Genomic DNA, 21,944 nt, shown 5'->3' on the forward strand with positions numbered 1-21,944 from the left:
CCGTTTTCTATCTGTTCAGGGGACCAGGTGAGCTGGAGCTTCTCCTGAATCCTATCAGCCATTTGTTGGGTCCACTTTCCCTTGGGACGGCAAAATAGACGCCGATCTGTGTACTCTAATTGTGCTGATTTGCTATCGTAAGATTTTATTGAGTCTGAATTGCTCCCCAACTCTCTTGCAATGGTGGAATGGTGGCGCCCAAGTTGTTTTGCAAAAGACCTTGTGGAATATCTAGTCTGATGAAGTACTTCTTAGTTTACCTCGCTCAAATGTAGTAAGACGGGGATAACTCATACTCATCCCCCATGTAAAAAGTTGTGTGGTAACTTCTATTTTACACGAAGCGAGTATGGGCTTTTTATGTTTTCATTTAACTGTCGCACTTGATATTACAATTCATCTTATTAAAAAAATGGATTCTAATTGAACTAAACTGTACCTTCGTATTACGAACAATTAAATAAATTTAGAACAAAGGCCATATTTAGTTATTCCATTAAAGGGTTCAGCTACTATCGGGATTACAACTCATTAAGTTGAGTAGCATCATTCAGATAAATTCCTCTAAAAATTATTTGAATTTTTTTGTGTAACCCCATTTTGATATATATCCGATATTTGTTCAGCCAGAAATATAGGGCTTTCCTTTCCATTTAATACGAATCGTAAAGTTAAGCTCTCCATCGTTGCTAAAGTAGACTCGGCTAAAATCCCAATACTTACTTCCCTCCTGAGGTATCCATTTTCCTGCTCCTGAGTCATAATTTGGATTAAAGAATTTATTATATCTTTTCTTATTTCTTCAATGTAAGGATTCATTAAATAAACGGCTCGTGTATAATCGGGATTATACGCCATAAATTTGAATATTCCTTCCCACCTTCTACAGATATTAGTTTGATCATTCAGGTTCTTTTTTTCAATTATAAATTGTTGAATTAACTTGTTCTTCCAGTTCTCAAGAATCTCCATATAAAGAATTTCCTTATTCTTAAAGTATATATAGAAAGTTCTTTGCGAAAAACCAGCATTGGCTACAATATCTGATATTTTTGTTTGATGAAAACCAACTCGCGCAAATTCATGAATCGCTGAATTCATAATGCTTTCTCTGCTTTTTTCAGCCTTGTTAGGGTCCCGAGCCACTTAATAATCACCTATCTCCTATATAGAGTATTAATGAATTTATATTTCAGTAACTTTCGAGTTACGTATAATGCATTACATAACTAAGTCTTTCAATACTCTTAAATTTTATTCTTGTGTTTACATCAATGTCAATAAAAAAAGAGAGTGGCAACCCACCCCCTTGTATGTAACACTTATTTAATTAAGCAATAATCGTTTAAGAACGCTTAGATGAATCCGTTTTTCTAAAAAGCAACATAAATCTTTCCCGGTAGTTTAATACCAAAACCAAATGAACTAGGAACATAACTACTCCTAAAACGGTTAATGACGGATTTAGCACTAAAATAAAGAAAAGAATATTTATGGTAATTGGTGCTAATACAGCTAACGCCAAAGGTGCTAGAAGATCAGAGAATAATAAAATACTTCCAACTAACTCTGTAATTTTCACAAAGGTCATGAGACCTGAAGCCACCTCTGCATCTATTAATTGCTGTGCCATTCCTGTCATCGGAGGCAAAGGCATAAAACCAAAAAAATAGCCGAGTGCGGAATAAACATAGAAAATAGCGAATAGATAACGAAGAACCAAAGACACCTTTTTCAAAATAAATTCTCCTTTTTTAATATAACTTTTAATACAATAAAGATTTCAGACAGCACTTTAAAGTGGTCATACTAACTAACTTCTTAGTTAGTAACTCTCGAGTTACTTATATTGTACTATATAAAAACAAGTTTTTCAATACGGATTATTTTAATCAGATAATAAAATATACAAACATATTAAAGATATTGAATTGAATTTAATTTATGATGAATGTTTATTTAAGCCCCTCTCATGGAGAAGGGCTTTATATTTTCATTGTTTGCTCTTTTCCATATGCCAACCCAGAAATGCTTCTTTGACCTTAGCAAAAGCAGTATTAATCTCATATTGATCGATGCCTCCAATGACAATGTCATGCCAATTTTTGCTGGTTTAGCATTTGGCTTTGGTTTAGATACTTGCTCTTGACTGGGAAATACCGAGCTCCTTCCCGCCTACAGGCTGCCCGGACAACACACTCATACATATCCTCTCGATAAGCCTTGCCTTTTAACTTGGCAGCATTCGGACCATCAACGAAATCAAAATCTACAATCGTCATGCCGCAAGCTCCAGTTTCTCTGTGCATGAAATAATAGTCTTTACCATTGGTCCCCTTACGGTCAAATGTTCTTCTTACTGGTTACCCAGCCTTTTCAAATTCCTCAGCTAGAATTTTTTCAAATTTACCGTTGGAAAATATAGAGTGTATAAATTCCGCCCCGGAACCGCCACCAGCATTGAAATGATGGCTTATTTCAAACGGTGATTTAGAATCTCTAACTTTTTTAGTTCTTGGGCCCGGGTCTAAAGTTACATCCATTGAGCGAGATAATCCTGACGTAATGCCATGCTCATTCAATCGCATGTTCACATACAGTGCAGCTTCTAGGCTATATTTCTTTTCCTTGATTCCGTTTGCTCCTGGATCTGTGCCACCATGCCCAGCGTCTTGTATATTTGTTTGTCATTGATAACCCTCTCCTTTTTAATAAAATTGCTCTGTAAAAAAAGATAATGTTGATATTTTTGCAAAAAAAAAGGAATCTTTGCATTCCTTTTCCGATTTCTTCAATATCAGCACTCGTCGAAAAAATGTACGTTGGTACCACTCACTTAGCACATTCGTTTTAATTTCACCTTTCATATGTTATTAACGTAAGACAACATAATTTGATAGGAGGTGTATTTGATAATGAGTAACCAAATTTCAAAATGCTGTCATGGAAGTTCTAGTCGTCGTAGAAATAGATGTAATAAATGTGTATGCGATATTTTAAGAAGGTTGCGCACTAGAACAGAAGTAGACGTTTTCTTATCTGGTGGTGTAGTCCTAGAAGATGTAATCTTCGTAGACTTTGACAACAGAAATTGCTGTGCTACATTTAGGGATGAAGAGGACGAACGAGGTACTATTATTTTTGTAGATTGTCGAGACATTCAAGCTCTTCGAGTCGAGTAAAAAATCAAGGGTTCCTTCGTTTATTGAAGGAACCTTATTGACTGTTTTCACAGAGCCATAAAGTAAAAAGCCGTCCCGGAGGACAGCTTAAAGTTTGTTATTGCGTTCTAAAAATTCCTTTTGTTCTTTCGCCTTCTTGGAAACGTAGGTGTTTTTCCAAATGGCATAAAAGTTAATCGCAAGGGCTGAGCCAGCAGAAACCATGAAAACAAAGGCTTCGATGCTTATTTGTGTAAACCATTCCACCGATACACCTGTTGAGCCCACAAACAAAAGGACAGCTGATAAAAAGCCGCCCAACAAGGTGAAAATATCTTTATTCATGTTTAAACTTCCTCCTCTATTTTGTGATAAAGTACATAACTAAGCTGAAAATGAAGCCAATGGCTGCAGTACCCACTGCTCGCCAAAGCCAAGTAATGTGCCCTTCCAGTTTTGTAATGCCCTCTTTTTGGATGGATATTTTTTCTTCATAGTCTTTTTTACACTCCACCATTTTTTCCGCAAAGTCTGACTTAAGATCATCCAGTCGATTGTGAGCACTCTTTGTACTCTGCTCAATCTGAAGGGCCAACTCAGACACTTTCGTAAAACCGTCCATTTTACTGTTCATGTTCTTGACGTTTTCTTCAAGCCTGGCCAACGCAGTTAATATTTGCTTGCTTTCATCCACGATTTGAGCCTCCAATTCCTTCTCCTCCCAACTTCTCTTTGTTAAATAAAAAAGAGGACTTCTCAGCCCTCATTACAACACGATTATTCAATTAAATCTTCTCTCCCTTGTCCTGTTAAGTATGTTTCAATGCCCACCTGTAGATCGGGCCTTTTTGTAGTGACAAATAGAAATGTGTACGCACCGTCTATGATTCTTTGGGCCATATACGCAGCCATCAAAATCCAATCCACTCCCATCTAGAATAAGATCGTCAAGCGCTGATTGGATCAGCTGAACTTTTTTTTCTAATGGAGACGGTTCTGGTACTGGCTGCGGTGGGTACTTTTCTTCTTCTGTCGCTGTCTCAACCCAGTTTCCAATTAAAAAAACTCCGTTATTCATCTACTGCTTGTATTGATAGGGAACCACAGCCCACGCTGTACAACGATTCAGAAATCGAATACATTTCAATTCTTACATCAAGGCCAACAGACCAACGCGCAAATCTGGAAAGCCCGCTTCCATCCAAGCTTGTAGGCATCGAGAAAACGTGACTTGTCGGTCCTTTTGGCCTATAACCTATCGGCAGTATTGCGATTGTAATTTCATTTGTCCCAATATTTTTCACTGCCCCTCGCAGATAGACAATACCGTCCCTTTTTGCTATTGTAGCCCTGGTGATCCTGCGGCATAAGGCACGACACCATTTTGCAAAGTAGCTGTTTTCCAGTCAAGAAGCTCGGCACTTCCAACCTTTGTCAAGGCGTTCCAGACTCCGCCTGTCATAGTCCTAAAATATTTTGCAAGAGGAACTCCCTCATTGGCGAATTTTCATGTCACTTGCCTTGGCTGCTGGATTAAGACGAGGTGAATTATTAGGACTTGAATGGTCTCATATTGACCTGGGCAAAGGTGAATCCAAGTTAAACAAATTATTACAAGGGATTCGGGCGGGAAATCTAAAAAGTTAAATCGGGTTATATCCCTTTCTCCTTTAATGACAGAGGAACTTAAAAGATTTTATATTCATTGGAAAAAAGAAAAAATGAGGATGCGTGATCTGTGGATTGAGGATGAACATGAGTTTGTCTTTTGCAATGAGACCGGAAAACATTATTACCCCTCTATACCTTCAACCTGATGGAGGCGCTTTACGAATCGGACCGAAGTGCGTTATATTCGCCTCCATGATCTGCGACATACTTCAGCAACACTTTTAATTAGCCAGGGCGTTCATGCAAAGATCATTTCTGAAAGATTGGGGTATGCTGATATTCGGATTACGATGGATACTCATGGACATGCTTTACAGACCGCAGATGAGGAAGCTGCAAAAAAAATTAGACTCTATTTTTTCTCATCAAAAAAACAGCGGATGAAAAATTTCGTCAACAATTCGTCAAAAACCGGGCATTACCCGGTTTATCCAAGAAAATATAAAAAGCCTAGACCCCTTGGGGCTCTAGGCTTTCAACGATGATTCCTACTGGGTTCGAACCAGCGACCTCTACCCTGTCAAGGTAGCGCTCTCCCAGCTGAGCTAAGGAATCGATTTTGTTTGTCCCGGTGAGGACATAAATAAATATATAATGTTTCAGAATGAAAGTCAACAGTTTATGCTAACTTTTTTACCGCCTGTCTTTAGCCACTAAAAATTATAAAGGAAAATTTTATTCATGGTCGTTTTGATGGCCCGTAAGCATATTGTTGGAAAATTCGGACCCAAGTAACTAGAATTGATGTAACTTTGATTGGAGGTTTGATGATGAGTCTAAAGGTGCGCATTTATTCTGATTTTGTTTGACCGTTTTGCTACATAGCGGAGGCTCCGCTTAAGAAAGCAATAGAAGGAAAAGATGTGGAGATTGAATGGATGCCGTTTGAACTGCGTCCCCTCCCGCATGAAACACATTCACCCAAAAGCGAGTATATCCAGTCTGGCTGGAACAGTTCGATTAAACCGATGGCAGAACGCTTTGGGGTAAAGATGGAACTTCCGATGCATCTTGATCCGATGCCTCATACCCATCTTGCACATGAAGGCTTCCAATTCGCCAAAACGGAAGGACTGGGCAATGAATATGCCGAAGCAGTGCTGCAGGAGTTTTGGGAAAATGGGAAAAACATCGGTGATATTGAAACACTTGGAAGTATTGCAGAAGCAGTCGGCCTTGACCGTAAAAAATTTGAGGCAGCATTGAAAAACCGCAGCTTTGAGCAGAGACACAAAGAAACGCTGAGGCACGCCTACGAGGAAGCACAGATTACTGCCGTCCCTACCATTTTTATTGGCAGCAGGCGCGTTCAGGGGCTGCATACGAAAGAAATGCTTGAAAAAATTATCGGACAAGAAGCAGAAGATGATAGCCCAAACACAGGTGACTCATGCGGAATTGACGGCTGCTGATTAAAAAGATAGAACAGACAAAAAGGACCCGCGAGGTCCTTTTTGTCGTTTACACAAGGTATAAATTCATCATGTCTTCATCGTAGTAGCATCCATCAATCTTCAAGGCCCGCCGGTCGTTTCCGTACACCTGAAAGCCACAAGAAGCATACAGTTTTTTCGCAGGTTCATTTTCTGACATCACAGACAGATAAATTTGTTCAATGCCTTCGTATTTCCGGGCTCTCTCGATTATTTCCTTCATAAGTGCTTTCCCCACTCCTTTTCCGCGGGCTTCAGGAGTGACATACATTGCGAAAATGTTTGCCCTGTGCGCAATTTTTTTCTTTTGTTCCCTTACCAAGGTCACCACTCCGAGAAGTCCGCTTTCATCCTTTGCTGCAAGTGTTATAGAAGCTTCGTTACCAAGCCTATTGGCAAAAGCATCGTCGGGCATTTCTTTTTCTTCCTCATAGCTTGAAGAAAATGCTTCCGGATTATTTCTTAATGCTTCCAGCCTTATTTCTCGATACTCATTCACATTTTCCTTACTTAATGCGATTATTTTCATTAACAAACTTCCTCCGTTTTAATTTTTTCTCGGGTCCTCGAGGCTCTGTGTTCCAATTCTCGGTTCCTCTGCGTGGGAAATACTCTATTCTCCCGGAAAATGAGTTCATTCTCCCCAAAATGTCTTAAATTCTCCCCGAAAAGGACGTTACTCTTCCCTAAAAATGTTTGACTCTCCCCACAAAGTGCCTGATTCTCCCCATTAGACAATAATTGTAAAAATAAAACACCTACAATAAGAACAAACATTCGTTTAAAATTGAATAAAGAACACAAGTTCGCATATAATAATTGTATATCAACAAAAAGGAGCTGTATCACGATGAACGGAATTTTACGTCGGGCAATCGAAAATAAACAGCCTGTGGAAATGATTTATGTGTCCTCGGACAATAAAATGACCCAAAGAAAAGCTTTCATACAAGAATTTAACGAGGATTATGTAAAGGCGTATTGCTTTCTTCGAAAGAGCACGAGGGTGTTCAAACTCAGCCGGATCCTTTCCATCTCTCCTTACAAGCGTCCTCTAAGAAAAACGAGTTGAAAAAGGAAGCCCTGTTTCCAGGACTCCCCCCATATCAGCCTGCTTGCTGGACATCAACCCTATCGTCACGCTTGATGACGTATTGCAGGGTCAGAAGCAGAACAAATGAACTTAAACCGATTATATCGGTAATCTTCCCAGGATAAATCAGCATCAATCCGCCAACCACTCCAATGATCCGTTCAAACCAGAAGAGTTTCCGCACCCAGAAACCGATTATTCCTGCTCCGACTGCCATCATACCGGCCAGGGCGGTAAATACGATCCAGACAATGTAGGTCCAGGTTGTATCAATCATTAATAACTCCGGTGAAAGGACAAACATATACGGGATAATAAAAGCGGCAATGGCCAGCTTTGACGAGGCAATACCCGTCCGTATTGGTTCTCCTCCGGAAACCCCGGCTGCCGCAAAGGCTGCAAGCGCAACCGGCGGAGTAATATCCGCAATGATTCCGAAATAGAAGACAAACAAATGTGCAGAAAGATCCGGGACTCCAAGTTTGATAAGTGCAGGAGCAGCGATAGTCGAGGTAATGACATAATTTGCTGTAGTCGGCGAACCCATTCCAAGGATCAACGCTGCAATCATCGTAAGTATGAGTGTTGGGATCAAGAGCCCCCCCGCCAAATCTACCAAGCCATTTGCCATTTTCAAGCCCAAACCTGTTTTGGTGACAACCCCGACAATAATACCGGCAGCTGCAGTCGCTGCAGCCACACCAAGTGCCGATCTCGCACCGTCTACAAGCGCATCAATGATATCCCGGAAGCTCATTCTCGTTTCTTTTTTGAAACCGCTTAATACAACTGCAGCAACGATGGACCACAGAGCAGCATACATGACAGTCATGCCGGTCATCATCAATACCATTACCGCAAGGATTGGCAGCAAAAGATAAACCTTTGACATTACCTCTTTTTTGTTTGGCATTTCATCATCCCGCAGGCCTCGTAGGCCGACCCTTTTGGCCTCGAAATGCGTCATGATCCAAATGCCTGTAAAATATAGCACCGCCGGGATGGCTGCCGCCTTGGCGATATCCCAGTAGGTGATTCCACCACCGATAAATTCCACCATCAGGAAGGCGGCGGCTCCCATGATTGGCGGCATTAGCTGGCCGCCTGTCGATGCTGCTGCTTCAACAGCCCCGGCGAAATCTTTCCGATAGCCGAGGTTTTTCATCATTGGTATCGTAAAAGCACCCGAGGTCACCACGTTTGCAACCGAACTACCGCTGATAGTACCCTGCAATGCACTTGAGAAAATGGCAACCTTTGCAGGTCCTCCAATTCTTTTTCCGGCAATTGATACTGCCAAATCATTAAAGTACTGTCCCACACCTGTTTTCACAAGGAATGCGCCGAACAGCAAGAACAGGAAGATGAAAGTGGATGAAACGGCCAGCGGCGTACCGAGTATCCCTTCGGTTGTAAAGAACATTGTTTGAATCAGTCGTTCAGGCTCTAGTCCCCTATGCGCGAAAAAGCCAGGCATATACGGTCCAAAAACAGCATATCCAATGAATAATAGTGCAATGATCATAATCGGCAGACCCACTGTTCGCCTTGTTGCCTCAAGGACAAGCACAATCGCAAGAAGGCCGATATATAAGTCCATATCCGTCAAGCGTCCGACGCGCAGCACAAGATCATCCATCATCAGCGGCCAGTATGCCCCAACGGCTACTGCACCAAGTGCGAGAACGATATCATACCAGGCAACCTTATGCCGTGGTGCATTCTTCTTTCTTGCAGGGAATAATAGAAAAATAAGTGAGAGGGCAAACCCCAAGTGGATGGAACGCTGCAGCTGGGCAGTTAAAACGCCGAAAATGGCCGTGTAAAGCTGGAATAGTGAGAAAGATAAGAGGCCAAGAAAAACAATCCAGCCTAGAACGCCCTTCAGTTTCCTTGTTCCGGCTTCCGGATCATACTTTTCAAGCAGCGCCTGTTGTTCCTCAAGTGACAGTGTTTTATTATTTTCCATTAAGGATATTCACTCCTTCCAATTGCTGTATAAAGCTGAGTTTTTTTATTTGCACCCGTACCCAAGTACCTGGTTCGATATAATTTGTAAGCGCATACTTTTCGTCAATGCCAATCAAAGTGTGATTGGCCCTTACCTTACCTACTCGAAGATCGTAATAAGGAAAATCCCTTTTCATGTTTTTTATCCTGTACTTTCCATCTTTCACTTCAAATTTCTCACCTTTAGCGGCATCAGCAGGCATGCCAACCGCAAAGTCTTCATATTCCAACTCATACTGCCTTATCATATTATCCCCGGTTATTTTATAGCTTTCTACCACACTCGTTAAGTGTATGGAATGTGTATATTGCATCTTGAACCCATTTTCGTTCCCCATTGGCATAAATGCCAATATATCATCCGTATCTTCATACGAGAATACGAGTGACTGCCTCCAGGGAATAAAAAGAATAATAAGGGCACACGAGATTAGGAGCAGGATGACAAGAATCCTCTTCTTTCTTTTCACTATCCGCATGTCACATTCCGCCTGTTAAATTACTTCCATACAAGGAAAAAATAGACCGACTTTCGGCCTATTCCATCTTTCTGGAAAACTCTTGAATTAGGCTACCGAACGCAGACTTCATCATCTTGGGCCTGCACCCGGAAACCTTTCATTTATTTTACTTGGATGCCTTGATTCCTTTTTCATCAAAGTACTTTTGCGCTCCCGGATGGACATCAATGCCCACACCATTCAGCGCGTTTTCTGGCTTGATCAGCTTCCCTTTAGCATGGGTAATTTGATCAAGGTTTTCAAACAGGGCCTTCGTAATGTCATAAACAGCCTGTTCAGACATATCTCCTCTTGCAACAAGCATCGCCTGGACTGCTACAGTAGGCACTTCTTTGTTCAATTTGTATACACCGGCAGGAACCTTATCAATTGTATAATATGGGTACTTTTTAATAAGCTTCTCCGCTTTGTCTGCTTCAATTGGTACGATAACTACTTTTTCAGTGGCCGTCATTTGCTCAACGGCTCCCGTCGGGGTACCTGCCGTAACGAACGCAGCATCAATTACACCATTCTGTAATCCGTCCACCGACTCATCAAAACTTAAATCCTGCTTTTTGATGTCATCAAATTTCATTCCATATACTTCAAGAATCTGTTGTGCATTGGCAACCGTCCCTGATCCAGGAGCGCCTACCGATACTTTCTTCCCTTTCAGGTCACTCATTTTCTTAATCCCTGATTTCTCAGTCGTAACTAACTGAATTGTTTCAGGGTAAAGAGTCCCGATGGCCTTTACATTATCCACCTTACTGCCTTTGAACATTTCCTCGCCTTCTTTTGCATAGGAAGCGATATCCGTTTGCGTGAAAGCGATTTCGCCATTGCCGTCTTTAAGGGACTGCATATTTTCTGCAGATGCACCTGTCGTTTCAGCATTTGATTTGATTCCTGTCTCGTCAGTAATAATCTTTGCAAAAGACCCTCCGAGCGGGAAGTATGTACCGCCAGTTCCGCCTGTCAGAATGCTGACAAACTTAGGCTTTCCTCCCTTGCCATCGCCACTTGCCTTTTCTGTTTTTCCGCCCTCTTTACCTCCGCATGCCGCAAGTACCATTGAGATGGAAAGAAGAAGAATCATTGACATCACAAAAGATTTTTTCTTCATATTTAGAATTAACCCCCTGTTCTAAATTTTTATAATATTCCAGCTTATATTAAACATGTTTAATAAAGTTGTCAAACTAAACATTATATAATTAGGGAAAAATAGGACTTGTTTCCCTAACTCAGCATCCTTCTTTTAGGAAAATACTAATTTACTATAGTTAGAAGTTCTTTATTAGTTTTATATGGAATTTTCTAATCGATAAATCATATCCCTACTTAATTAAATAAGCTTCGGATTTATAAACAAGGAAGGATCCCGATTTTTTAGTCTGTTTTCGCTATAAGCTTTTGGAGGCAGGTGGTGCCAATAGTATTCAGCTGCTTCATCAGTGAAATCTTTATTTCTTGTATACTGCATTTCAAGACTTTGATTTTGAACCACGCTTTTCAGTTTCTTTATTTCTCCAGTGGCAATTGACTCCACCGGTCCTTTTTAGGCACCCTCTACCGCCTTCATGCCTAATAAAAAGAGATCAACTTCCCTCGCTTGCGGGAGAACATGAAAAAGGATCTTCCCTGAATCAAGTCCTTTACCAAGCAAATGAATAGTTGCTCTACAAAATCAGGTTGGCCATCAAAAAGTGCCCAGAAGTTACAAGAATTTCCCCGGTAATAAGGCGATATACCCATGTGGATATTGATTGGATTATGTTGAACAATCCACTCACACAATTCTCCTTTAATATAACTTGATCCAAATACAATATAGCAGTCGGATTTTTAAAGCTTACTTCACCAGCTTTAAGTGCCAGGGTTTTTACTTTTTAAGGCGTAAACGAAAGTTTACCGAAGACGGTCTCCTCCACTTTTAAGAAGTGAGAAAAATACTCTTTCATAATGTCGCTTCTTTGATAAAATCCTTCTGACCTCCCAGGAAATGCGGAGTGGCATTCCTGAAAAGCATAAACCTCTTCAAATTTCTCAGAAAGCATACGGATCAAATGCAGGTGACGAGGCTGATTACTCGTGAAAACTGTAGGAGTAAGAGCCAAACATTTTCGCCCGGAAACCTAATTTAATCCCGAGATTCTCCAATATTTTTTAATGTATCTTAATTATAGGAATAACAAGGATGTGAAACTGTTAGTGGCTTTTTTGTCCAGAAGGCTGGTGAGGATTTCAAAATTTGACGGTATTCTTCTTTTTGTTCTTGTTTCGTTAAGCGTCCTAAATACGTTGGATGTGTATGTGAATGCAAACCAACAATATGGTCCGTCTGATACCATTAAAAAGCAATCCAGAATGGGGCGGTCACGGAAGATGTCTCCCTCGAAAATTCAAATGATTTCATCAAGATCTATTATGAGACAATGAATCGGAACCGTGCCAATGACTCTTATTTTTTTAAGGAATCCTATTTTTCATCATATGATGAATCAAAGCACTTTTTATCATCTTAAGTTATTGATTGCAAAATACGAAGATCTCGTTATTGGCGGGGCTACTTTGCTTACCGGAAAACAAGCAACTCATTATCATCTTTGAGCATCAAGTACTGAATTTCTTCCATTAAGGGCCATTAACCTTCTTTTCGATTATATGATTCAGCTTTGTATATAGACACAGGCTGATTTCCTTCATTTAGGAGACAGAACAAATGGTAACGATGAACTCTTATGATTTATATTGTCATTTTCAAATAAAAATTACTATGTTTTTTATATTGGCAAACATGTTATTAACCAAGAGGTCTATAACGAATTAAACGAAATGAAGAAATCAACTGAACAATTCCCCTCTTTTTTCCAACCTATCGATATTTCTGATTCTTTCCGTGCTCCCTTCTCTTTAGCCTCAACAAATAGCAAAGTGTAATTAACAGAATCAGAGCATGAGCTGATAAAGGATTTTTCTTACTTGTTATGCTACAATATCTTAACAAGTAAGAAAATTTTGTTATTACCTGTAGCACTGGAGGTCTCCGATGGAATATCCAAGAGGTACTATTCAAGAATTCACATTAAATAGCGAAGCATTAGGGGAAGAAATGACCCTGCTTGTTTACTTGCCGGCTTCCTATACACCTTTATACAAGTACTCTGTCTTAATTGCCCAAGACGGCAGGGATTATTTCCAGCTTGGCCGAATTGGTAGATTAGCAGATGAGCTTCTTGCAAATGAAGAAATCGAAAATATGATTATTGTCGGGGTTCCATATAAATCTGTAAATGATCGGCGCAGAAAATACCACCCAGAAGGCGAGCAGCATCAGGCGTATATCCGTTTCCTTGCTCATGAACTCGTGACGTTCCTCGATCAGGAGTTTCCGACGTACCAAATGGGTAAAGGCAGAGCATTAATAGGAGATTCACTTGCAGCTACTGTATCCCTTATGGCTGCGCTGGATTATCCACACACTTTCGGCAAAGTCATTCTGCAGTCTCCTTTTGTCAATGAAACGGTACTCACTGCCACTTCGGAGTTTTCCGATCCTTCACTGCTTGGCATTTACCATACAGTAGGGCTGGGAGAAACCGATGTGACCACGACTGCTGGCAAGAAAGAAGACTTCCTATCACCTAACCGGGAACTCTCAAAGATTCTAAAGAAACGTTTCAACGCGGAGTATGAAGAATTCAATGGAAACCACACCTGGACATATTGGCAGCCGGATTTGCGCAAAGCATTAAAAAGCATGTTTTCTTAAGTTACTTTTAATAAAACATGCAGTTTTTCATATTATAAATTTTGAAAATTTGTTATAATGCGGGTAAACTTCCCACTTGCAAGACCCTAAAAGTTTTCAAGCTAATAAATAGAGATATTGGAGGTAGTTATATGAAGTTTGGAATTGTTATTTTCCCATCAAAAAAAATGCAGGATTACGCAAATTCTTTCCGAAAACGCTATGACGCGCACTACGCCCTCATTCCGCCACACGTCACACTCAAGGCTGGCTTCGAAGCGACAGAAGAAGAAATCGGGCCGATTACTAAAAAGATTAGCGCTATCGCCGGAAACTTAAATCCTGTCCAGCTGAAAGTAACAAAGTTCAGTTCCTTCTCACCTGTTAACAATGTCATCTATCTAAAAGTTGAACCTTCTCAGGAGTTAGAAAACCTGCATAATAAGCTAAATGCCGCATTTGATAACATTCAAGAGTATAAATTTGTTCCGCATGTCACGCTTGGCCAAGACATGTCTGATGCCGAACATGCCGATGTGTATGGCACTATGCGCATGAATAACATCAATTTTGAAGAGACAGCTGACCGTATCCACCTTCTGTATCAGTTAGAAAATGGCTCGTGGACAGTCTACGAAACTTTTCGGCTTGGCAAGGACGCATGACAATGGAAGTTAAAATCGTCAAGGATGAACAAGGACTGGCTGATACATTCGAAGTTCGAAAAAAAGTCTTTATTGAGGAGCAGAATGTTCCTGAGGATGAAGAAATTGACGAATTCGAGTCCGGGTCTACCCATTTCATTCTTTACCTTGACGGAATCCCGTCTGGAGCAGGCCGATTCCGTATTCTCGATGGAGCAGGCAAGGTAGAACGAATATGTGTCCTCCAGTCCGCAAGAAATACAGGAGCCGGTACAGCCATCATGGATAAAATCGAGGAGTACGCTAAATCAAAAAGTACTGAAACCTTAAAACTCAATGCACAGACCCAGGCAATTCCTTTTTACGAGAAACTCGGATATCAAATTGTTTCCGAGGAATTTATGGATGCGGGCATCCCACACCGAACCATGAAAAAATCTTTATAGTAAAAGAAAAGGCCCTGCATGAAATCGCAGGGCCTTTCTTTTATATGGATACTGAGAAATAATGTCCTTTTCCCGTGACTTCGGCAAAAGTTTTTTTCAAAACTTCATGATTTACCTTGCGCTTGTAAGATTTCTGCTTATTTGCCATTGTTGCAAGCTGCCGGTGCGTATCCGGCTCTGCTAAATCCTGCCCTTTTTGGACAGGGGCAAGTTTGCGGATTGCATCTATATTACCAACTGGAAAAGGGTTGTAATTCGTTCCGATTTCTCTATCAGCGTACTGCATATATTGAAAACTAGTGTTAGTAATTGGAAGAAAATATCCCATCGTTCTCCCCCCCCAAACAATCTATTGGCTCTTTTGACCTATCTATTAAACTCTTCTTCTCTATTCCCTTGTTTATGAGGGTCGTAAACAAGATTTTTAAACTTCTTTTCAATGTACGCATCTGGTATGATTGGAAATGTGTAATTTTGGGCGGAAGAAGGAAGCTGACATGAAAACTGCAAACTATAAAAACCAATATATTAAGCTTGATACCTTCGCTCGCCAGGGGTGGCAGCGGCTCTATGATGATGGCAAACGAGGTTTACTATCATGCCACCAGTGCGGAAGCCCTGTCCGCTTATATCTTGGCATAACAGAAGAGCCATACTTTCGCCATCATGCAGCCAATGGAACTAATTGCAGTGATGCCGATATCATAGAGGCTGATACGATTAGCGATATTCAGGAAGAAGGCTTTATTGAACATAATGGGTTTCGAATTCCCAAATCACGTACTGTCGGAATAAAGGAATCTCCCCTTGCATATAAGGGTGCACAGTCACTTATCGCATCAAGACAATTCACGCCTCCTCTGTCTGTGACACCAGATACCGTAAACAAATATATTCAAAAGCTAAGCAATTCGGGGATTTCTTTTGACAGAAATCAGGAAGAAGCGGTCATTTCTGACTCAGGCCCCCTGCTAATCCTTGCAGGAGCCGGCAGTGGAAAGACAAGAGTCCTTACAGCAAGGACGGCATATATGCTTGAAGAAAAACAAGTTTCCCCAGACTCGCTGATGCTAGTTACTTTCACAGCAAAAGCTGCTGCTGAAATGAAAAACAGGCTTACGCGTTATCCTGAAATGGACCAAGGTCGGGTATCCCGAATTGTAGCTGGTACCTTCCACAGCATCTTTTATCGTATCCTTACCTTCCATAACCGCGGTATGTGGTCGGGTGAACGTCTGTTGAAAAAAGACTGGATGCGTGAACAAATATTGAAAGAGGGCGGAAGGGAGCTTGGTTTCGATGACAAGGAATTTGCCTATGACTTGGCTCTTCAGCAGATTGGTCTCTGGAAGAACTCTATGATTCTCCCTGGAAAAGTAAAATCGGAAACCCCATGGGAAGAGAAAGCGGCTTTATTGTACAAGCATTATGAGGATTCAAAGAGCCGTCAGTCCCTGTTTGATTTCGATGACATGCTGCTCGGCTGCCACCGGCTTTTCACCGAGAATCCCAAGCTGCTGGAACAGTACCAGAATCGATTCGGACACTTCCTAATCGATGAATTCCAGGATATTAACAAAGTGCAGTACGAGCTGATCAAAATGTTGTCAGCAAAGACAAACAATGTTTGCGCTGTTGGTGATGATGACCAGTCGATCTATGCATTCAGGGGCAGTGACCCGTCCTACCTGCTGCAGTTCCGTGAAGAGTTCAAAGGGACAAAGGTTGTCATCCTGGACCAAAACTACCGCTCTCCACATGAAATTGTTGAAACAGCCAATATAATTATTAAAGACAATACAGCTAGGCATAAGAAGGAAATGAAAGCCGGGTTTCAATTAGGTTACAGCCCTGTTGTATTTTATCCTTATGATGAGGAAGAAGAAGCAACCATGATTGTGACTGATATACAGGAACGGATTGAAAAAGGAGCAAGCCCCGGTGATTTTGCGATCCTGTTCCGGACCAATACAGGAGGAAGAGCCATATTTGAACGCCTTGCTTCATCCAGCATCCCATTTCGGCTTGACCAGGACAGCGAATCTTTTTACGAGAGGTTCATGGTGAAAGGAATGCTCGCCTACTTTAGGTTGAGCCTCGATGAAGACGATACTGAGGCGCTTAAAAACATTATGCCTTCGCTTTTTTTGAAGCCTAGTGTTTACCGTGACGTCCAGGCAGAAAGCATCCTTAAAGACTGTTCCATTCTCGCAGCCCTTTCACAAGTGAAGACAGGCTTTGCTTTCCAGGAACAAAAGCTAAAAAAACTGGCAGCTGTTGTCAAAAAGCTTGCGGACATGTCTCCATCCGCGGCAATTGAATGCGTGGAGAAGGATCTTGGCTTTCAGGATTTTATCAAAAAAAGGGGCAGCGAGGGAAACAAAATGGACAAAGGCTCAGATGATATCCGGGACCTCAAAGTCGCGGCCAGGAACTTTGCCACCCTTTCAGATTTTCTTGACCATGCCGACCATATGAAAAAAATGAACAGCGAAATAAAGAAGTTAAGTAAAGCTTTTCAGGAAGCCGTTACGCTTAGCACCATTCACCGTTCAAAAGGTCTGGAATATCAAACTGTATACGTGATCGGCGCAGTCGAGGGGAGCCTCCCTCATGATTTTGCACTGGATTCTCAGCGAAATGGGGACCCTGCCCCTCTTGAAGAGGAACGGCGACTATTATATGTTGCTGTCACAAGAGCCAAAGAGCGCTTGTTCCTTTCTGTCCCGCTTAACAGGAGAGGACGAAAAGCAAATGTCTCACGATTCCTCTCTAAGTTAAAGAAAGCTACAGTCTAAAACAGGACCCGCAATTACCGGGTCCTGTTTCTTTTAGAGCTATTTTTTTTGGTTAATCATCTTTGCAATTGAATTGAAGTCAAGATTCTTTCCATCCTTGACGATCGATTGCACGATTTTTTCTTCCATGTCTTTTGGCACTGGCTTGTTAGCAATTTGCGACACTTTGCGGATAACACCGCGCACGGTATTCTCATCCTTAAAGTTGGCATTTTGCAGCGAGCCGGCCAAATCGAGTATATCCTTCATGTTTACCCCAGTTTTCTTTTCAACATTTTTAAAGAAGTGATTATCCATTGATTCTTCACGCTCCTCCATAAACTACTGATATACTATGAAAGGAGCTTAAAATGGTGAAAAAAGAGCTGAAAAATGGAGCAAACATATCCATAAACTTACTGTATAAATGCTCTTCCTGTTGGATCTGATACAGTAACAACAGGGTTAAAGTGTTATCCTTTAGGCTTGAACAGCAATGCCCCGATAAAACCAAAAACAATTGCAGCTGATATCCCCGAACTTGTCACTTCAAACATACCGGTCAAAACCCCAACTAGCCCGTGCTGCTCTGCCTCCATAAGCGCTCCGTGGGCCAGTGAATTCCCGAAGCTGGTGATCGGAACAGTAGCACCCGCACCGGCAAAGTCCACAAGAGGTTCATACAATCCGAAGCCATCGAGTACAGCACCAGCCACGACCAAGATGCTCATTGTATGGCCTGGCGTCAGATTTGCCACATCAAACATCAACTGGCCTATTACGCAAATCAGTCCGCCAACAACAAAAGCCCAAAAAAACATGGGTAACAATTTCATTCCTCCTATCTTATTTCATTAACGAGATGAACCTTTAATCGCTTATTTCAATTGAAACAGCATGGGCAATGCAAGGTATCGTTTCCTTTTGCTGGAATGATAAAGGGGAAAGGAGCGCTCCAGTTGCAACAACCAGGATTTTTTTAAATACTCCTTTTTGCATCTGCTTCAGCAAATGTCCGTAAAGCACAGTTGCCGAACAACCAGCTCCACTTCCGCCTGACATGACAGGCTGATCATCGCTATAAATAAGAAGTCCGCAATCCTGAAAACGCTCCCGCTCAAGCGGAATTCCATACTTTCTTAGCAGCTCATATGTGGTCTCTTGGCCAACCCTACCAAGATCGCCCGTTACGATTAAATCGTAATAGCAAGGGTCCAGCTCCAAGTCTTTAAAATGGGCAATGATCGTGTCAGCGGCTGCTGGAGACATGGCTCCCCCCATATTAAAAGGGTCAGCCAAGCCTAAATCGATCACTTTTCCAATAGTAGCTGATGTTGTCACCAGCTTTCCGGTTTTATTCTTGCTGTTAGAAAGTACAGCTGCACCTGCGCCAGTCACAGTCCACTGAGAAGTAGGTGGTTTTTGTCCGCCGTACTCTGTCGGATAGCGGAATTGTTTTTCGACAGCGGCATTATGGCTTGAAGCACCCGTTACAAGCTTTTTAGCTCCATCATTATTGATGATGAAAGAACCGAGTGCCAACCCTTCCATCGAGGTCGAGCACGCGCCAAACAGTCCGAAGTAAGGAATCCCTAGCGTACGGGCAGCAAAACTTGATGGAGTGATCTGGTTAATCAAATCTCCTGCAAGCAAAAATTGCATTTCATCGGATGTGCTGCCTGATTTCTTAATCGCAGTAGTGACCGCTTCCTCCAACAGCAGTGTATGAGCTTTTTCATAAGAGTCCTTCCCCAACCAAAGATCTTCATGAAGAATATCAAAATCAGCCGCAAGCTGGCCGTTTGCTTCAAATGGCCCTACTGCAGTAGCCGAAGCCTCAATGACAGGACGATTCCCAAAAACCCAGGATTGTTTACCTTTTAGCATTTACAGAACCCCCCAAATCGATAGCAGTGTTCGTACCAAAGCAACCACGAAAGCCGAAAATACGCCAAACAGCAGGACCGTTCCTGCGAGTTTGAACATGTTTCCTCCAACCCCAAGTACAAAGCCTTCTGTACGATGTTCGATGGCAGCGGAAATGACCGAGTTTCCGAAACCAGTGACCGGCACGGCGCTGCCAGCACCCCCATATTGACCAATATGGTCATACACGCCAAAGCCAGTCAATAACATGGAGATAAAAATCAATGTTGCCACAGTAGGATTTCCTGCTGTTTGCTCTGTAAAATTAAAATAATAGATATAAAAATAAGTGATTGCCTGTCCAACTGTGCAAATTAGGCCTCCTACAAGGAATGCTCTCAGACAATTCTTCAAAATTGGCTTTTTTAATTCATGTTTTTTTTGCAGTTCCTGATATCGCTCCTGAACCGGCGACAATTCTTTTTTCTTCCCCATACGTACTGGCTCCTTTCTATGTCATCTCTTTTTTCAGTTCAATGATTTTTTGAAGCTGTTTCTCAGCCTTATCTTGCGGGTAACCGGGGTCCTTCATTTTGTCCTTAAGCTCAATCGCTTCAATGAAGATTTTAAAATCGCTTGATACGATGAAGCTTTCTTTTGGATAATTTTTTTCCAGCTTTTTGTTGATGTCCGCTTCTATTTGCTTCATCATCATTCTGTGTAAATGCTTCACTTTATAGACAACCAGTGTTTCTTTCTCCCCTTTTATAACTGCCACATCGTAAATTTGGGGCATTGATTGGATGTCTTTCTTAACTGTCGCGGCTAGGTCATGTTCCTTCCGACTCTTTTCATTGATATGAATGGGTTCTGGATTGACCGGCTTTACCATTGATATCCTACTTTCATCCGAGGTTCTATCCTGACAGCCAAGGAGACTGATGGAGACCATTGTACCGAGGAAAGCGCCAATTAGTACCTTTAATCTTCTCATCGTAAATTCCTTCCTATACGTATTCACTTAATCCAACACCTATATTCTCCTCTTCAGTTCATTCTTTTATGAGCCTTTTTTACCCACAAATTTTCCCAAGTTATGTTAAAAGAAAATTGACAGGATAAAATGAACCCCTGCCTTCCCATTGCTTCATGGATTCCAAGCTTCAGTTTTGGAACAATCAAGAATTCCCGAATTAGTGTTTCCGCTTCTAATGTCCATACATAGAGTATGTTAGAGTTTGCTGAAATCTCTGGAGAATTGAAAAAAGATTCATGAAAGGATGCGATCAATTGAAGTCTGAAAATGTAACTTGGCATGCTGCCAACATTCTTAAAGGCGACCGGCAAAAAGTATATGGACATAAAAGTGGCGTACTGTGGCTTACCGGTTTGTCCGGGTCCGGAAAATCAACGATTGCCGTTGAAGTGGAAAAAAGATTATTTGAACGGAACCTAAAAACGTATCATTTAGATGGAGATAATCTCCGTTTTGGCTTAAATAAGGATTTAGGCTTTTCTGCTGAAGATAGAAGAGAAAATATCCGGAGAGTGGGGGAGCTTGCAAAGCTATTTGCTGATGCAGGGATTCTGACCATTACTTCTTTCATTTCTCCGTATCAATCAGACCGCAATCTTGCCCGCGATCTGCTGGAAGATGATTTCATCGAAATTTACCTAAAATGCAGCCTTGATGTATGCGAACAAAGGGACCCAAAAGGACTTTATAAAAAAGTGAGAAACGGAGAAATTAAAGGGTTCACCGGAATCGACGCCCCTTACGAAGTACCAGGAGAGCCAGAGCTGATCATTGAAACAGATCGGCTGACTGTAGAGGAAAGCGTAGAAAAAATCATGGACTACATGGAAAAGCGATGCTTATTCTAAAGAAAAGCGAAAGCACCCGATTAGCGCCGTATGGACTGGAGCCACCCGACTGAGATAAAGGAAAATGAAATACGGAAGCGCCTTGCTAAGGGGCGACAAGCATAAGACGGGCCGGCGAGCAGGTCGTTTTTTGACCTTCTTGACGGATTGGCTTATGACTCGAGCCCCTAGGCGCTGCAGTTGGACAACACGAAGAGCGTTAGCGATTCGATGTTGACTTATAACGCTAAGGGCGCGCACGTCCTGTGCGCAACGCCTTACTTGCACATCCTGTGCTTCGTCGTAGGGAGGTGGGCGAAGTCCACTAGGCGCTGGGTGCTAGCTGGACAAAGAAAAGCGAAAGCACCCGATTAGCGCCGTATGGACTGGAGCACACCGGCTCGAGATAAGGCGAATTTTCAATCAGAGAATGGGGGGTTTTCACTGATTGTTAGATGAGCCGATCGCGCATTAACGGGCAGTTAGGAACCTACTGCCCGTTAATGCGCGATAAAGGAAAACGAAAAGTGGAAGTGCCTTGCTCTGGGGCGACTAGCATAAGGCGAGGAAACCGCTATGCTGAAAAAAAAAGAAAAATTCGGCAGCCTACAAAGAAGCGCTACCGGTTTTTCTTTCTTTGTGGTACACCGCCGCATCTGAGACATGAATTAAAATCTTTGTACAAACGCGGAACCCTTCTCTCTAAGTTTTTCCGGTGTTCCA

25 protein-coding genes, 1 tRNA gene and 1 pseudogene are annotated in these 21,944 nt (G+C 41.8%); 9 read left to right on the plus strand and 18 right to left on the minus strand.

The features are described from left to right. From D1970_RS23175 to D1970_RS20045, 5 genes and pseudogenes are all read right to left on the minus strand, one after another. Positions 1-294, minus strand: a pseudogene (locus D1970_RS23175) (transposase); the annotation flags it as partial. 270 nt (positions 295-564) lie between these two features. Next, the gene (locus D1970_RS20030) at positions 565-1,146 is read right to left on the minus strand and encodes a TetR/AcrR family transcriptional regulator (RefSeq protein WP_119114624.1); all 582 of its coding nucleotides are present in this window, start codon (positions 1,144-1,146) and stop codon (positions 565-567) included. A 199-nt stretch (positions 1,147-1,345) separates the two neighbouring features. Then, positions 1,346-1,729, minus strand: a complete 384-nt coding sequence (locus D1970_RS20035) for a DoxX family membrane protein (protein WP_259339725.1) — start codon at positions 1,727-1,729, stop codon at positions 1,346-1,348. 364 nt (positions 1,730-2,093) lie between these two features. Further along, entirely contained in the window at positions 2,094-2,282 is a 189-nt protein-coding gene (locus D1970_RS20040) for a hypothetical protein (protein WP_119114626.1), read from the minus strand. Positions 2,283-2,363: 81 nt separating this feature from the next. Continuing rightward, positions 2,364-2,678: an N-acetylmuramoyl-L-alanine amidase gene (locus D1970_RS20045; RefSeq protein WP_119114627.1), complete on the minus strand. Its 315-nt coding sequence runs from the start codon at positions 2,676-2,678 to the stop codon at positions 2,364-2,366. Between the two features lie 237 nt (positions 2,679-2,915). Between D1970_RS20045 and D1970_RS23180 the strand changes: the two genes are divergently transcribed. Beyond that, positions 2,916-3,182: a hydrolase gene (locus D1970_RS23180; RefSeq protein WP_119114629.1), complete on the plus strand. Its 267-nt coding sequence runs from the start codon at positions 2,916-2,918 to the stop codon at positions 3,180-3,182. Between the two features lie 87 nt (positions 3,183-3,269). Here the strand turns inward: D1970_RS23180 and D1970_RS20060 are convergent, their stop codons facing one another. Next, on the minus strand, positions 3,270-3,506 hold the full coding sequence (locus D1970_RS20060; RefSeq protein ID WP_119114630.1) for a phage holin: 237 nt from the start codon (positions 3,504-3,506) through the stop codon (positions 3,270-3,272). A gap of 16 nt (positions 3,507-3,522) precedes the next feature. Beyond that, positions 3,523-3,870 carry a hypothetical protein gene (locus D1970_RS20065; protein WP_119114631.1) on the minus strand — a complete coding sequence of 116 codons (348 nt, stop codon included), beginning with the start codon at positions 3,868-3,870 and terminating at the stop codon, positions 3,523-3,525. Positions 3,871-5,005: 1,135 nt separating this feature from the next. Here D1970_RS20065 and D1970_RS23185 point away from each other — a divergent pair. Beyond that, complete coding sequence (locus tag D1970_RS23185) at positions 5,006-5,317, plus strand: site-specific integrase (RefSeq protein ID WP_259339724.1); 312 nt, start codon at positions 5,006-5,008, stop codon at positions 5,315-5,317. On the opposite strand, the gene D1970_RS20075 is transcribed toward D1970_RS23185, so the two are convergent. Next, positions 5,315-5,387 (minus strand) — tRNA-Val (locus tag D1970_RS20075). The genes D1970_RS23185 and D1970_RS20075 overlap by 3 nt on opposite strands. A gap of 266 nt (positions 5,388-5,653) precedes the next feature. Between D1970_RS20075 and D1970_RS20080 the strand changes: the two genes are divergently transcribed. Continuing rightward, positions 5,654-6,244: a DsbA family oxidoreductase gene (locus tag D1970_RS20080; RefSeq protein WP_119114632.1), complete on the plus strand. Its 591-nt coding sequence runs from the start codon at positions 5,654-5,656 to the stop codon at positions 6,242-6,244. Between the two features lie 49 nt (positions 6,245-6,293). Here the strand turns inward: D1970_RS20080 and D1970_RS20085 are convergent, their stop codons facing one another. Next, positions 6,294-6,794 (minus strand): GNAT family N-acetyltransferase, encoded by a 501-nt coding sequence (locus D1970_RS20085; protein WP_119114633.1) that lies wholly within the window; start codon positions 6,792-6,794, stop codon positions 6,294-6,296. Between the two features lie 321 nt (positions 6,795-7,115). On the opposite strand from D1970_RS20085, the gene D1970_RS20090 reads away from it, so the two are divergent. Next, positions 7,116-7,337 (plus strand): WYL domain-containing protein, encoded by a 222-nt coding sequence (locus D1970_RS20090; protein ID WP_119114634.1) that lies wholly within the window; start codon positions 7,116-7,118, stop codon positions 7,335-7,337. Between the two features lie 34 nt (positions 7,338-7,371). Here D1970_RS20090 and D1970_RS20095 read toward each other — a convergent pair whose 3' ends face one another. From D1970_RS20095 to D1970_RS20105, 3 genes are all read right to left on the minus strand, one after another. After that, positions 7,372-9,327: a TRAP transporter permease gene (locus tag D1970_RS20095; protein WP_119114635.1), complete on the minus strand. Its 1,956-nt coding sequence runs from the start codon at positions 9,325-9,327 to the stop codon at positions 7,372-7,374. Continuing rightward, positions 9,317-9,847: a DUF1850 domain-containing protein gene (locus tag D1970_RS20100; protein ID WP_119114636.1), complete on the minus strand. Its 531-nt coding sequence runs from the start codon at positions 9,845-9,847 to the stop codon at positions 9,317-9,319. Before D1970_RS20100 ends, D1970_RS20095 begins: the two co-directional genes overlap by 11 nt. A gap of 148 nt (positions 9,848-9,995) precedes the next feature. Beyond that, on the minus strand, positions 9,996-10,997 hold the full coding sequence (locus D1970_RS20105) for a TAXI family TRAP transporter solute-binding subunit (protein WP_119114637.1): 1,002 nt from the start codon (positions 10,995-10,997) through the stop codon (positions 9,996-9,998). A 1,926-nt stretch (positions 10,998-12,923) separates the two neighbouring features. On the opposite strand from D1970_RS20105, the gene D1970_RS20115 reads away from it, so the two are divergent. The 3 genes from D1970_RS20115 (at position 12,924) to D1970_RS20125 (ending at position 14,715) form a co-directional block, all read left to right on the plus strand. Next, positions 12,924-13,646, plus strand: coding sequence for an alpha/beta hydrolase (locus tag D1970_RS20115; protein ID WP_119114639.1), 723 nt, complete (start codon positions 12,924-12,926; stop codon positions 13,644-13,646). A gap of 131 nt (positions 13,647-13,777) precedes the next feature. Beyond that, on the plus strand, positions 13,778-14,290 hold the full coding sequence (locus tag D1970_RS20120) for a YjcG family protein (protein ID WP_119114640.1): 513 nt from the start codon (positions 13,778-13,780) through the stop codon (positions 14,288-14,290). Between the two features lie 2 nt (positions 14,291-14,292). Then, positions 14,293-14,715: a GNAT family N-acetyltransferase gene (locus D1970_RS20125; RefSeq protein WP_119114641.1), complete on the plus strand. Its 423-nt coding sequence runs from the start codon at positions 14,293-14,295 to the stop codon at positions 14,713-14,715. A gap of 40 nt (positions 14,716-14,755) precedes the next feature. Here D1970_RS20125 and D1970_RS20130 read toward each other — a convergent pair whose 3' ends face one another. After that, complete coding sequence (locus tag D1970_RS20130) at positions 14,756-15,043, minus strand: hypothetical protein (protein WP_119114642.1); 288 nt, start codon at positions 15,041-15,043, stop codon at positions 14,756-14,758. 169 nt (positions 15,044-15,212) lie between these two features. Between D1970_RS20130 and D1970_RS20135 the strand changes: the two genes are divergently transcribed. Further along, the gene (locus D1970_RS20135) at positions 15,213-17,513 is read left to right on the plus strand and encodes an ATP-dependent helicase (RefSeq protein ID WP_119114643.1); all 2,301 of its coding nucleotides are present in this window, start codon (positions 15,213-15,215) and stop codon (positions 17,511-17,513) included. 39 nt (positions 17,514-17,552) lie between these two features. Here the strand turns inward: D1970_RS20135 and spoVIF are convergent, their stop codons facing one another. From spoVIF to D1970_RS20160, 5 genes are all read right to left on the minus strand, one after another. After that, positions 17,553-17,810 carry a sporulation-specific transcription regulator SpoVIF gene (gene spoVIF, locus D1970_RS20140; RefSeq protein WP_119114644.1) on the minus strand — a complete coding sequence of 86 codons (258 nt, stop codon included), beginning with the start codon at positions 17,808-17,810 and terminating at the stop codon, positions 17,553-17,555. 155 nt (positions 17,811-17,965) lie between these two features. After that, positions 17,966-18,322: a stage V sporulation protein AE gene (spoVAE, locus tag D1970_RS20145; RefSeq protein WP_119114645.1), complete on the minus strand. Its 357-nt coding sequence runs from the start codon at positions 18,320-18,322 to the stop codon at positions 17,966-17,968. Between the two features lie 40 nt (positions 18,323-18,362). Beyond that, positions 18,363-19,379 carry a stage V sporulation protein AD gene (gene spoVAD / locus D1970_RS20150; protein WP_119114646.1) on the minus strand — a complete coding sequence of 339 codons (1,017 nt, stop codon included), beginning with the start codon at positions 19,377-19,379 and terminating at the stop codon, positions 18,363-18,365. Further along, the gene (spoVAC, locus tag D1970_RS20155; RefSeq protein ID WP_119114647.1) at positions 19,380-19,853 is read right to left on the minus strand and encodes a stage V sporulation protein AC; all 474 of its coding nucleotides are present in this window, start codon (positions 19,851-19,853) and stop codon (positions 19,380-19,382) included. A gap of 16 nt (positions 19,854-19,869) precedes the next feature. After that, positions 19,870-20,352: a YhcN/YlaJ family sporulation lipoprotein gene (locus tag D1970_RS20160; protein ID WP_119114648.1), complete on the minus strand. Its 483-nt coding sequence runs from the start codon at positions 20,350-20,352 to the stop codon at positions 19,870-19,872. Between the two features lie 296 nt (positions 20,353-20,648). On the opposite strand from D1970_RS20160, the gene cysC reads away from it, so the two are divergent. Next, entirely contained in the window at positions 20,649-21,242 is a 594-nt protein-coding gene (gene cysC / locus D1970_RS20165; RefSeq protein WP_246370104.1) for an adenylyl-sulfate kinase, read from the plus strand. Positions 21,243-21,944: the final 702 nt, after the last annotated feature.

It is taken from the genome of Mesobacillus zeae (genome assembly GCF_003570705.1).
GTDB classification, from domain to species: Bacteria; Bacillota; Bacilli; order Bacillales; family Cytobacillaceae; genus Mesobacillus_C; species Mesobacillus_C zeae.